Below are 13134 nucleotides of genomic sequence, written 5' to 3'. Positions count from 1 at the left end.
GGAACCGTAAGCTACACCTTCATGAGCCGGCGGAGTTCCCCTGATCGATCCAGCACTCGCCGCAGCCCGGCCGCCCGGCCCACCGACGGCGAACTGCTCGACGCCGCCCGCGCGGTGTTCGCCGAGCGCGGGTACGCGCAGGCGACCATGGACCTGATCGCCGGACGCGCCGACTCCACCAAACCGACGCTCTACGCGCATTTCGGGGACAAAGCCGCCCTGTTCCGCGCAACCGTCTCCCGCGAGGTCGCCGCACTGCGGGATTGGGTGCTCACGGCGTACGAGACGGCGAGCCCGCGCCCGCTGGCCGAGCGCGTCCGGCTCGCCGTGATGGCCATGTTCAGTTACGCGAGCGCGCACCCGGACGGTTTCCGGATGGTGTTCGACTCGGCCGTCGACGAGATGTCGAACGAGCGCCGCGCACTGGCGGACACCGTCACCACGCACGTCGTCGACCAGGTCCGCGCGCACCTGGTCGCCCACGGCCGCACGCCGGGCCCCGGCGCCGAGCTGCTCGCCGCGATGATGGTCGGCCTCGTCGGCCGGGCCGCGATGCACGTCTCGCACTCCCCCGGCGTCGACCCGATCGCGGCCGGGGAGCTGGCCACCGGGTTCGTGATGGCCGCGCTGCGCGGGCTCGACCCGGCGCTGCTGGACCACGTCGATGCCGGGCAGTGCGCCACCTGAGCGTCCACATCGGACTGGTTGTCACCGCGAAAACAATTATCACCGTCGCCGGAAACAGCCTCTTGCCTTGGCGCGCATTTCGGGAAAGCGTTTGCGGACATTCCGGTTTTCCCACCAGAGGTGTGATCAGCCATGAGCCGTCTGCTTTCCACCGTCACCACGATCGGGTTCGCCGCCGCGGGGCTCGCCGTCGCCACCGCACCCGCGGCGTCGGCCGCGCCGTGCACCGACGTCGACGTGCCCGTCGCCCGCGGCACGTTCGAACCCGGGACGCTGGGCGTCATCGTCGGCGACCCCGTGTACCAGGCGTTGCGGAACCAGCTGCGGCCCCGATCGACCAGCGGCTACCGGGTCGACTACCCCGCCGACCTCGGCGAGCCCGCTTCGGTCCAGAAAGGAAACACGGACCTGGTGAACCACGTGAAGACGCAGGCGGCGGCGTGCCCGCAGCAGCGGTTCGTCCTGGTCGGCTACTCCCAGGGCGCCAACGTCGTCGACAACTCGATCGGCGTCAGCAGCGACGGCGCGCTCGTCGGCGGCCCGATCGTCGCGACCATCCCGGCGGAGCTCGCCCCGCGGATCGCGGCGGTGCTCCTGTTCGGCAACCCGATCCGCGCGACCGGCCGTCAGGTCACCGGCACCTACCAGAGCCGCACCAAGGACTACTGCGCGGACGGCGACCCGGTCTGCCAGTCCGGCGGCATCGACTTCCTGGCCCACCTGAGCTACGGCAGCGACGCCGCCGACGCGGCCGCCTTCGCCGCGAGCGAGTTCTGACTTGCCGTGAAGGCCACGTCGAGGATTCGATGTGGCCTTCACGGACGGGCGCTAGCAGTTGGCGGGGGCGGGATCTCCGGCGAAGCGTTTCACGATCCATTGGTGGGCATCCGCGTTCCCGGCGAGAATTCCCGTGGCGTGGTCGGAGACGTAGGTCTGCCACTGCTCCCGGACACCGGCCGCGCAGTACGTGCGGTGCAGTGTCTCCGCCTGCGGGGTGTTGACGATCTCGTCGGTGCTCGCGTGGTACTGGAACACCGGAACCCGCGGCGGGTTCGCGCCCAGCTTGTTCTGCGCCAGCCGCGCCTGCCACTGGGGCGTGTTCAGCGGATCGGACGTCGTGTAGTCGCTGATCTTCTTGAAGGAATAGTTCAGCAGCAGTTCCGCGACGCAGGCGTTCTTCTCGGCGTCGCCCAATTGCCGGCGGCCGGTGTCGTTGAGGTAGGAATCGAGGTTCAGATCGGGATAGGCCGCATCCAGCCCGACCGCGGCGAAGGCCAGGAACCCGAACCCGATGTAGCCGTCGAGGCCCTTCGCGACTTCGGTCAGGTCCGCCGGGACACCCCCGGCGACGACGCCGACGGTGTTCAGCTCCGGCGCGTAGGTCGGCTGCTTCTCCCCCGCCCACATCGAGGCGCCGCCACCCTGAGAGTAGCCCTGGAAGATCACCTTCGCCGACTTCGACAACCGGGCCGAGGGCAGGTTCTGCGCCGCCCGGACCGAGTCGATCACGGCGGGGCCTTCGGACTGGCCGGTGATGTAGGTCGGCACCGTCGCCGGCGAATAGCCCTCGTAGTCGGTGACCGCGACGGCGTAGCCGCTGGACAGCGAATCGTTGATCGCCGGCTGGTCGTAGAGCGTGCCGCGCTCCATCGCCTTCGACGCCGTGCACTTGAACGCCGGGCCCTGCGTGCCGACGGCGTACCCGACGATCGGCGCCTTGGCCGGGTCCGCCCCCTTGGGCACGAGGACGGTGCCGGTCACCGCGTCCGGACGGCCCAGTGCGGTGGTGGACAGGTACATCACCTGCCACGCGTCGGCGTTGGCGACGTTCAGCAGCGGCACCGAGGGCCGCCAGCGCAGCACGTCACCCGGCTTCCCGGCCGGCAGCGGCGACGGCGGGGTGTAGAACGAGTCGTCGAACGGCCCGGGCAGGATCGGCGCCGCGGCGACGGCGGGCGGGCTCGCGGCCACCACGCCCAGCGCCGCCAGCGAGACGCCGAGCAGCGCCGGCAGGATCCGTCGGAACAGGACGGTCTTCACCACAACCTCCTCGAGGGGAACGGGAATGCGCTCACGCCGGCAGGCCGAGCCCGCCGGCCAGGACCGGCCACGAGTTGTGCAGCGCGCGCTGCCAGTAGGGCCAGCTGTGCGTGCCCGGGCCGTAGTAGTCGACGGTCGCCGGGATCCCGGCCTGCCGCAGCTTGTCGGTGAAGCTCTGCGACGACAGCAGCGCCGACGGCTCGAGCACGTCGGACTGCCCGGGCGGGTCGAGCGGCCCGGTCTGCCCGTTGCCGCAGGAGAGGTAGAGCGCGGTGCCGCGCAGCGCGTCGACGTGGTCGTACGGGTTGTGCGACGACCAGATCGGCTGCATCCCGAACGAGTCGCCCCACAGGGTGAGGTAGTTGAAGATCCCGGCGCGGGCCAGGATGCCGATGATCCAGACCGGGATGCCCGGGAAGAGCGTGTTCGGCACGCCGCTGTAGGACGCCGCCGCGGCGAACATCCCCTTGTGCTGGAACGCGTACGCCATCGCGCCGTAGCCCCCGATGGAGAGCCCGGCGATCGCCCGGCGCGTGCCGCCGTGGTAGCCGCGTTCGACGATCTGGCGGACCTCGGCGGTGTGGAAGGTGTCCCAGTCGGGCTTGCCGGACAGGCCGAAGTTCCACCACTTCGTGTACATCCCGGCGGGCCCGTCCGTCGGCATCACGACGAGCGCGTCCTTGTCGGCGGTAAAGGCTTTCACGTCGGTGAACTGGTCCCACGACTTGTAGTCGACCGGCTCGCAGCAGCCGTGCAGCAGGAACAGCACCGGCCACGTCCGGCCCGGCTGCGCCGCCCAGCCGGCCGGGACGATCAGCCGGACCATCCCGGTGGTGCCCAGCGCCGGGGAGTCGATCTTCAGGTCCACCGTCCGGGCGTCGAGCCAGGTCTCCTCGACGACCTTCGCGCCGTCGTCGGCCACGGCGGTGCTCGCCTGGGCGGCCGTGACGCCGCTCGCGACCAGGACCACGACGGCCAGCATCAGCAGGACGGCTCTCATCGAAGTCTCCTTCACAGGGGGATGTTTCCGTGCTTCTTGGCCGGCAGGGTCTGCCGTTTCGTGCGCAGGGTCCGCAGGGCGCGCGCGACCTGCAGCCGGGTCTGCGACGGCGTGACGACCTGGTCGACGTAGCCGCGTTCGGCGGCCAGGTACGGTCCCGTGTGGCGCTTGCGGTACTCGTCGGTCAGCCGGCGCCGGGCGAGCGCCCGCCGTTCCGGGGGCAGCCCGGCCAGCTCGCGCCGGTACAGCACCTGCACCGCGCCTTCCGCGCCCATCACGGCGATCTCCGCGGTCGGCCAGGCCAGGCTGACGTCGGCGCCGAGGTGTTTCGAGCCCATCACCGCGTAGCCGCCGCCGTAGGCCTTGCGGACCACGACGGTCACCTTCGGCACGGTGGCTTCGGAGTAGGCGTAGATCAGCTTCGCGCCGCGGCGGATGATGCCGCCGCGTTCCTGGTCGCGGCCCGGCAGGTAGCCGGGGACGTCGGCCAGGGTGAGCAGCGGGATCGAGAAGGCGTCGCAGAAGCGCACGAACCGGGCGGCCTTCTCCGAAGCGTCGATGTCGAGCACGCCGGCCTGGTGGCGGGGCTGGTTCGCGACGATGCCGACCGTGCGGCCCTGCACCCGGCCGAACGCGCAGATCATGTTGGCGGCGAAGGCGCTGTGCACCTCGGTGAACTCGCCGTCGTCGACCAGCCGGACGATCAGCTCGGCCATGTCGTAGGTCTGGTTCGGCGAGTCCGGCACCAGCCGGTCGAGCTCGAGGTCGGCCGCCGTGACGGCCGGGCTGGTGTCGTCGGCGTACTCCGGCGCGGGGTCGAGGTTGTTCGCCGGCAGGTACGCGAGCAGCGTCTGGACCCACTCGACGGCGTCCCGCTCGTCGGCGGCCCGGTGGTGGGCGTTGCCGGCGACCTCGCTCTGCACGGCCGCGCCGCCGAGCTCCTGCGCGGTCACCCGCTCGCCGGTGACGGCCTCGACGACGTCCGGGCCGGTGACGAACATGTGCGCCGTCTCGTCGACCATCACGGTGAAGTCGGTGATGGCCGGGGCGTAGACGGCCCCGCCGGCGCAGGGGCCCATGATCATCGAGATCTGCGGGACGACCCCGGACGCGTGGGCGGTGCGCCGGCCCAGCTCGGCGTAGTACGCCAGCGAGACCACGCCTTCCTGGATGCGCGCGCCGCCGGAGTCGTTGATCCCCACGACCGGGCAGCCGAGCGACATGGCCAGGTCCATCACCTTGAGGACCTTCTCGCCGGAGACCTCGCCCATGCTGCCGCCGAAGACGGTGAAGTCCTGGGAGAAGACGCACACCTGACGGCCGTCGACCGTGCCGTGCCCGGTGACGACGCCGTCGCCGTAGGGCCGGTTGGCGTCCATCCCGAACTCCGCGCAGCGGTGCCGCGCGAACTGGTCCAGCTCGACGAACGACCCGGGGTCGAGCAGCAGGCCGATCCGTTCGCGCGCGGTCAGCTTGCCCTTGGCGTGCTGCCGGTCGACGGCGCGTTTCTCGGCGATCCGGACGGCTTCGTCCTGTCTGGCCGCGAGGTCGGCGATGCGGAACGCGGTCGATTCGTCCATCACCGCACCCCCGCCCCGAGACGCGCGGCGAGGGCCGAGGCCAGCGCCGTCACGTGCGGCGGATCGATCATCGAGACGTGGTCACCGGGGACCCGCGTCACCTCGAGGGCGCCGCAGAACGCGTCCCAGCCGAGGGCGTCGTCGGTGCGCAGGTACCTGGGGTCGAGCGTCGTGGTCAGCGGGTGCGGGTCCTGCGCGCGCAGCAGCAGCACCCGTCCGTCGTAGGGCTGTGGCTGGTAGCGCTCCGCCACCCGGGCGTCCACATAGGACTCGTACTGGTGCCGCAGGACGCCGGCCCCGAGGTCGGGAACCTGCTCGGCGAGGCGGTCCATCACCCAGCGGATCTGGGCGTCCTCGGGCAACGACGCCAGCTCCTCGCGCGGGATCGCGAACGGCACGCCGTACGTGCGCGAAACGTGCTCGGCGAACCGGTCGAAGCGGTCGAGCAGCAGGTCCGCGGGCTTGCCGGACGCGGGCAGCGGCAGGATGGTGTCGATGAGGAACACGAGGTCGACGGGCCCGTCCAGGCGCCGCGCGGTCTCGTAGGCCAGGCAGCCGCCGAACGACCAGCCGCCCAGCCGGTACGGGCCGGCCGGCTGGATCTCCCGGATCAGCTCCGTGTAGCAGGCGGCCTTGGCCTCGACCGTGTCCTCGTCGTCGATGCGCTCGAACCCGTACACCGGGTGTCCCTCCGGCAGCAGCCGGACCAGCTCGCGGTACACGCTCGTCGGGCCGCCCGCCGGGTGGAACAGGAACACCGGCTCGGCGACGCCGTCGCGCAGCAGCCGCACCGGGCCACCGCCGTGGCCTTCGAGCTCCGCGCGCAGCAGGTCGGCCATCGCGGCGACCGTCGGCGTGGCGAACAGCCGTTCCACGGCGGGCACCGCGCCGAGCTGCTCCGCGAACACCGCCCGCAGCCGCCGGGCGCGTTCGGGATCCCCGCCGGTGGCGAAGAAGTCGTCGTGCACGCCGGGTTCCGGCCCGCCCAGCTCCGCCTGCCAGTGCCGGGCGACCCACCGCTCGGCCGGGTCGCGCGGGCCGGCGGTCACCGGCTCCGCCCGCGCCGGTCCGAACCCGGCCTGTTCGGCGAGGTGCCCGGCCAGTTCGGCCAGGCTCGCGCCTCGCAGGAGCAGGGGAATCGGCAGCGGCAGGCCGAAGTCGCGTTCCACCGCGCCCCGCGCCCGCATCGCCGAGAGGGAGTCGAGGCCGAGCCGGGTCAGGGGCACGTGCCGGTCGACGTCGGGGTAGCCCAGCAGCCCGGCGATGAGCCCGGCCAGGTGGTCGGCGATGGCGGTCCGCGCGGCTTCGGGGGTGGCGTCGCGCAAGGTCTCCATCCCGTCCCAAGGGGACGGTCCGGTGCGCGGGGCGAACAACGCGAAGAACGGGCGATCGGCCAGCCGCGGGAACAGCTCCAGCACCGTCTCGGCGGCGACCCGGGCCACGCCGGTCGTCGCGCGGTCGCGCGCGAGCACGGCGTCCAGGGCCGAGAGCGCTTCCTCGGTGCCGAGCGGCTCGAGCACGGGGTTGCGGGACCCGGCCGCGGCACCGGCCTCGCCCCAGGCACCCCACCCGATCGTCGCCGCGGGCAGGCCTTGGGCCCGCCGCCACGCGACGAGGGCGTCGGCCCACGCGTTCGCCGTCGCGTAGGCGGCCTGGCCCGGCGAGCCGAACAGCGCGGCCGCCGAGGAGTACACCAGCCACCAGTCCAGGTCGTGCCCGGCGGTCGCTTCGTGCAGCCGCCACGCGCCCAGCGCCTTCGGCCGCCAGACGGCGTCGACCGCGGCCGTGTCGAGGCCGATCGCGGCGCCGTCGGCCAGTACCCCGGCGGCGTGCAGCACCCCGCGCAGCGGCACCCCGCCGTCAACGGCGGCCGCGACCAGGGCTTCGGCCGTGCCGGGCCCGGCGACGTCACCGGCCACGACCCGGACGTCGATCCCCAGGTCCGGGGCGGGCGCACCGCGACGGCTGTTCAGCACCACGCGCGTCGCACCCCGTGCGGCCAGCCACTTCGCCGCGACCAGGCCCAGGCCCCCGAGGCCGCCGGTGATGACGTAGGCGCCGTCGCGGACCGGCTCGCGCACGACGTCACCCGGCTCCGGGCGGACCAGCCGCCGCACGTGCCGGACGCCCTCGCGCCAGGCGACCTCGTCGTCCGGCCCGTCCGCACGGACCTCCTCGCGCAGCTGCCCGGCCCACAGCCCGGCCGGGTCGGGCCCGGCGTCGAAGTCGACCGTGCTGACGCGCAGCTCGGGGTGTTCGAAGGCGAGCACGCGGACCAGCCCGCGCAGCGCGGCCTGATCGGGATCACCCGGTTCGCCGGGTTCGACGGCCTGCGCACCGGTCGTCACCAGCCACAACCGGGGTGGCACCGGCCGTCCGGCCAGCTCGGCGACGATCTCGGACAGCCGGGTGACGCGTCGCGCGGCCCGCGCCGGGTCCGGAGTGGACCCGGCGGCGAACACCACGGCCACCGCACCGCCGGCACCGGGCGGTGCACTGTCCTCTTCGGACACCGTGGCCCAGTCGCCGGTGTGGTCCGGCGCCGCGGGCAGGTCGGCGGGTTGCCAGGCGCCTTCGAACAGGAGCCGCTCGAGGGCCGCGTCCCGGTACCGCCGGCAGTAGACGTCACGGAACTCGACCAGGACGACGCCGTCGGCGTCGACGAGCTGGACGCTGCCGAGCAGGCCGTCTCCGGAGGGGTCCGTTTCGGTGAGGACGGCGTCCACCCGCACCCCGCGGCGCGGCTCGCCCGCGACGAGCACTTCGCCGATCGTGAGCGGCAGGTAGAGGGCGTCCGACGCGCCGACGGCCGCGGCGAGCGCGTGCAGGCAGGCGTCGGCGAGCGCGGGGTGCAGCACGTACGCGGGGTGGTCGGTCTCGGGGAGCGCGATCGACGCCGAGGCGCGGCCGTCCGCCGCCACGACCCGGCGCAGGCCGCGGAAGGCCGGACCGTAGTCCTGGCCCAGCTCGGCCAGGACGCGGTAGAGGTCGAAGGGTTCGCCGGTGACCTCGCCGAAGGGCTCCGACGGCGTGCCGCCCGCCTCGACCCGTGCCGTGGCGTGGCGGACCCACTCCCCCTGCGCGGACTTGGCGTGCACGGTCAGCTCGGTGCCGCTGAGGCCGGTCGTCACTTCGGTGTGCTCGTCGAGGGTCAGGACCTCGCGCAGTTCGAGGTCGCGGATCCGGTTGCCGCTGGAGAGGGCGAGTTCGAGGAAGCCGGTGGCCGGGAAGACCGGCTTCCCGGCGACGGTGTGGTCGGCGAGCCACGGCAGCGCGGCGGTGCCGACGTCCCCGCGCCAGAGGTGGCCGCCCGGGTGGTCGATGTGGACACCCAGCAGCGGGTGGACGCCTCGGGCGTGCGCCCGCGGCTTCGGCCAGAACCGCTGGTGCTGCCAGACCGGCCCCGGCAGGTCGACCGGCAGGGTCCGCGGCCGGGCGGCCAGCACCGGGCGGCCCTGGACGTACAGCCGGGCGAGGCTGGTCAGGAAGGCGGTCCGCTCGTCGGTCCGGCGGCTCGCCGAGGGCAGGCAGGCGACGCCGGTCGTCTGCTCGATCGCCGCCGCCGCGACCGGGTGCGGCGAGATCTCGACGAACACGGTGTGCCCGTCCGCGGCCGCGGCGGCGAGGGCGTGGCTGAACCGCACCGGGCGGCGCAGGTTCGCGGCCCAGTACTCGACGTCGAAGGCGGGCGTCTCGCGTGGATCGTCGAGAACGGTGGTGTAGCAGGGGATTTCCGGTTCCCCGGGCGTGATGTCGAGTGCTGCGCGGAACCGGCCGAGGACGGCGTCGACGGCGGCGGAGTGCCCGGCCCCGCCGACGGGGAGCCGTCGGGCCAGCCTGCCGAGGCGTTCGGCGTGCTCGACGAGGGCTTCGACCTGGTCGGTGGCACCGCTGACGGTGCACTGGGTCGGCGACGCGTAGACGGCGACGGTGACGTCGGGGAACTGCGCCAGCTCGGCCGCGCTCAACTCGACGACGGCCATGGCGCCGTCGCCCGTCTCGTCGAGTTCGGCGAGCAGCCGGGCCCGAGTCGTCATGACGCGCAGCCCATCGACGACCGACAGCGCCCCGGCGACCACGGCCGCGGCGACTTCGCCCATCGAGTGCCCGAGGACTTTCGCCGGAATGACGCCGTGGGCGCGCCACAGCCCGGCCAGCGCGAGCTGCATGCCGAAGAGGGCGAGTTGCGTGGTGGCGAGGTCTTCGGGTGCGAGGATGTCGGTCAGGGAGGAGCCGGTTTCCTCGCGGAAGACCGGATCGAGCGTCTCGACCTCGGCGCGGAAGGCGGGTTCGGTCCGCAGGAGGAGGCGGCCCATGCCGGGCCACTGCGAGCCGTAGCCGGAGAAGACGAACACGATCCCGGATTCGGGGGCCGGCGCGCCGAGCGGCCCGCGGCCGGCGGCCAGCTCCCGCAGCGCGGCCACCACCTCGTCGCGTCCCTCCCCCGCCACGGCGCCCCGGACCGGCAGGTGGTCCCGCCCGTGGGCGAGCGTCGAGGCGACCGCCCCCAACGGCACCTCCGACGCCGCCACCCAGTCCGCCAGCTCGCCCGCCCGGGCCCGCAGCACCTCCGGCGATCGGGCCGACACCGCGAACACCTGCGGCCCGTCCACGCCCCGCGGCGGGAACGACGCGGCGGGCCACTCTTCGACCACCACGTGCGCGTTGGTCCCGCCGAAGCCGAACGCCGACACCCCGGCGCGCGCCGTTCCCGAGTAGCGGGGCCAGTCGGCCGGCTCGGTCACCACCCGCAACCCGGTGAAGTCGATGTGCGGGTTCGGCGTGCGGAAGTGGAGGCTCGCCGGCAGCCGCCGGTGGGTCATGGCCAGCACGACCTTCAGCAGCCCCGCGATCCCGGCCGCCCCTTCGAGGTGGCCCAGGTTGCTCTTCACCGAGCCCAGCAGCAGCGGCCGGCCGGGTTCGCGGCCGAGCACCGCCGTCAGCGCTCCCGCTTCCAGCGGGTCGCCGAGCGGGGTGCCCGTCCCGTGCGCCTCCACGTAGTCCACCGAGGACGGATCGACGCCCGCCACCGCGTAGGCCGATCGCAGCAAGTCCGCCTGGGCCAACGGGTTCGGGGCCGTCAGGCCGTTGGACCGGCCGTCGGAGTTCACCGCGCTGCCGCGGATCAGCGCCAGCACCCGGTCCCCCGCCCGGCGGGCCGCGCGCAACGGCTTGAGGACCACCACGCCACACCCCTCGCCGCGGGCGATGCCGTCGGCGTCCGCGTCGAACGGCTTGCAGTGGCCGTCCGCGGCGAGCACGCCCGCGCGGTGGAAGCCCGCGGTGATGCCGGGTGACACCAGCACGTTGACCCCGGCCGCCAGTGCGACGTCGCTCTCGCCGCGGCGCAGGCTCTGCACCGCCTGGTGCACCGCGACCAGCGACGACGAGCACGCCGTGTCCAGGGTCAGGCTGGGCCCCCGAAGGTCGAGCAGGTACGACAGCCGGTTGGCCGCGATGCTCGCCGCGGCGCCGGTGCCCGACCAGACGTCGACGCCCGCGAGATCGGTCATCGTCAGCGAGCCGTATTCCGTGGCCGACAACCCGACGAACACCCCGGTCCGGCTGCCCCGCAACCCGGTCGGCGGGATGCCCGCGTGCTCCAGCGCCGCCCAGGTGACCTCCAGGAGGATCCGCTGCTGCGGGTCCATCGCCTCGGCTTCGCGGGGTGTGATGCCGAAGAACGCGGCGTCGAAACCGGCGACGTCGTCGAGGAAACCACCCCGCGACGGCACGTCGGCGACGGTCTCCCAGCGTCCCTCGGGCACCTCACCGATGGCGTCGCCACCGGAGTCGAGGAACCGCCAGAACGACTCCGGCGAGTCGATCCCGCCCGGCAGGCGGCAGCCGAGTCCGATGATCGCGATCGGTTCCCCGGCCGGGAGCTCCGGTACCGACGCCTGGGTCGACTCCACTGTGGACAGGTGACCGGCCAGCGCGGTGATCGTCGGGTACTGCCAGACCAGCGTCGGTTCCAGCGGGTGGCCGACGAACCGGCCCAGGTCGGCGGCCAGCACCGTCGCGTCCCGTGAGGACAGTCCGGTTTCGTGCAGCGGCCGGTCGAGGTCCACCGGGCCGAGCCGGTCGAGCAGCCACGCGCGGATCTCGCCGGCGCGCTTCATCCGAGCCGTCCGTCCAGGTAGGACTCCCGGCAGCGCGCCCGGCTGATCTTCCCGCTGGAGGTCCGCGGCACGGAACCGGGTGCCAGGACGACGACGTCGTGCAGGCCGAGGCCGTGCCCCGCCGACACCGCCGCCCGCACCGCCCCGGCGATCGCGGCGATGTCGGCGTCGGAGTTCTTCGCGCGCTCCAGGAAAACCACCGCGGCTTCCCCGTCCGGCAAGGCGATCGCGAAGGCCGCCGCCGAATGCGGGCGGACGTCCGGGTGCGCTTCGGCCGTCTGCTCGATGTCCTGCGGGTAGTGGTTGCGGCCGTCGACGACGACCAGGTCCTTCAGCCGGCCGGTGACGAACAGCTCGCCGTCGAAGAGCACGCCGAGGTCCCCGGTCGCCAGCCAGCCCTCGCCGGTGTCCGGGTCGAGCGGCGGCAGGCCGAACGTCCCGGTCGAGTCCCGTCCCCAGTAGCCGCGCCCGACGTTCGGGCCGCTCACCCGGATCTCGCCGACCTCGCCCGGCACGGCCGGTTCGCCGGTCGCCGGGTCGGCGATCCGGACCCGCTGCCCGGCCGGCCGTCCACACGAGACGAGCGTCGTGCCGGACGGCGCCGGAACCGCGACCCCGGCGGCCAAGCGGTCGCGGTCGAAGGTCACCTGCCGGGCTGGTTTTCCGGCGTCGGTCACGGACACCAGCACCGTCGCCTCGGCCAGGCCGTAGGACGACCGGTGCACCTCGGGCCGCAGCCCGCACTCGGCGAACGCGTCCTGGAACCGGGCGATCGTCGCCGGCAGCACCGGCTCGCTGCCGTTGATCAGCGAGACGACCCGGCTCAGCTCCAGGTAGCTCTTTTCGGCCTCGGACACGCGGGAAGCGCAGTAGGCGTAGGCGAAGTTGGGCGCCGCGCTGATCGCGCCGGGACTGGCCGAGAGCGCGCGCAGCCACCGCGACGGCCGTTCGAGGAACGCCAGCGGGTCCATCAGCACCGACGCCAGCCCGCCGGCCATCGGTGCCCCGATGCCGAGGATCAGGCCCATGTCGTGGAACAACGGGAGCCAGCTGACGGTCGAGGTCGTCCGGGTCTCGGCACCGTAGGCGGCGCACGCCTGACGCGCGTTGGCGAGGACGTTGCAGTGGGTCAGCACGACTCCGGCGGGCGAGCGCGTCGAGCCGGAGGTGTACTGCAGGTACGCCGGGGCGTCCGGGTCCGGCGAGGGCCATTCCCGTGCTGCCGCGGGCGCGACCGCGTCGACGGCGACCACCGGCACCCCGGGGGCGAACGCGCGCACGGCGTCGAACGCGCCGGTGGTCGTGAGCGCCACGCGCGGTGCGCAGTCGGCGAGGACCGCGGTCAGCCGGCCTTCGTGGCCGGGCAGGCCGGGCGCGAACAGCGGCACGGCGACCAGGCCCGCGCGGATCGCGCCGAGGAACGCCACGACGTAGTCGGCGGACTGCCCGGCCAGCACCGCCGCACGCTCCCCCGGCCGGGCCAGTCCGGCCAGCCGGACGGCGACCGAGCCGACCCGCTCGTCGAGTTCGCGCCAGGTGAGCGTGACCGCCCGGCCGTCCGCGGCGGCGCGGTGGTCCAGGTGGGTCACCGCGGTTTCGTCGCCGAGAACGCGCGCCCAATGGCCGAGCAGAGTCGCGAACGAAGCACGTTCTTCGGCGGTTTCTCCCGTGACGGGAACCGGCTGGGAAAGGGTTTCCATGGCTC

The 13134-nt window shown here is 73.6% G+C and carries 7 protein-coding genes; 2 read left to right on the top strand and 5 right to left on the bottom strand.

Annotated elements, in window-relative coordinates; genetic code table 11:
• Positions 1–21: 21 nt before the first annotated feature.
• Positions 22–687 carry a TetR/AcrR family transcriptional regulator gene (locus ACYVLJ_RS21865; RefSeq protein WP_460440064.1) on the top strand — a complete coding sequence of 222 codons (666 nt, stop codon included), beginning with the start codon at positions 22–24 and terminating at the stop codon, positions 685–687.
• Between the two features lie 132 nt (positions 688–819).
• The gene (locus tag ACYVLJ_RS21860) at positions 820–1464 is read left to right on the top strand and encodes an alpha/beta hydrolase family protein (RefSeq protein WP_460440063.1); all 645 of its coding nucleotides are present in this window, start codon (positions 820–822) and stop codon (positions 1462–1464) included.
• Positions 1465–1515: 51 nt separating this feature from the next.
• On the opposite strand, the gene ACYVLJ_RS21855 is transcribed toward ACYVLJ_RS21860, so the two are convergent.
• The 5 genes from ACYVLJ_RS21855 to ACYVLJ_RS21835 are packed head-to-tail and all read right to left on the bottom strand — an operon-like array spanning position 1516 to position 13129.
• Entirely contained in the window at positions 1516–2727 is a 1212-nt protein-coding gene (locus ACYVLJ_RS21855; RefSeq protein ID WP_451981281.1) for a lipase family protein, read from the bottom strand.
• Positions 2728–2758: 31 nt separating this feature from the next.
• Positions 2759–3727, bottom strand: coding sequence for an alpha/beta hydrolase (locus ACYVLJ_RS21850; protein ID WP_460440062.1), 969 nt, complete (start codon positions 3725–3727; stop codon positions 2759–2761).
• A gap of 11 nt (positions 3728–3738) precedes the next feature.
• Positions 3739–5307 carry an acyl-CoA carboxylase subunit beta gene (locus ACYVLJ_RS21845; RefSeq protein ID WP_460440061.1) on the bottom strand — a complete coding sequence of 523 codons (1569 nt, stop codon included), beginning with the start codon at positions 5305–5307 and terminating at the stop codon, positions 3739–3741.
• The gene (locus ACYVLJ_RS21840) at positions 5307–11429 is read right to left on the bottom strand and encodes a beta-ketoacyl synthase N-terminal-like domain-containing protein (RefSeq protein ID WP_460440060.1); all 6123 of its coding nucleotides are present in this window, start codon (positions 11427–11429) and stop codon (positions 5307–5309) included. Before ACYVLJ_RS21840 ends, ACYVLJ_RS21845 begins: the two co-directional genes overlap by 1 nt.
• Positions 11426–13129 carry a fatty acyl-AMP ligase gene (locus ACYVLJ_RS21835; protein ID WP_460440059.1) on the bottom strand — a complete coding sequence of 568 codons (1704 nt, stop codon included), beginning with the start codon at positions 13127–13129 and terminating at the stop codon, positions 11426–11428. Before ACYVLJ_RS21835 ends, ACYVLJ_RS21840 begins: the two co-directional genes overlap by 4 nt.
• Positions 13130–13134 lie beyond the last annotated feature (5 nt).

It is taken from the genome of Amycolatopsis stemonae (assembly GCF_054781455.1).
Note: the sequence above shows the minus strand (reverse complement) of the source record. Positions and strands in the feature narration are given on the sequence as shown.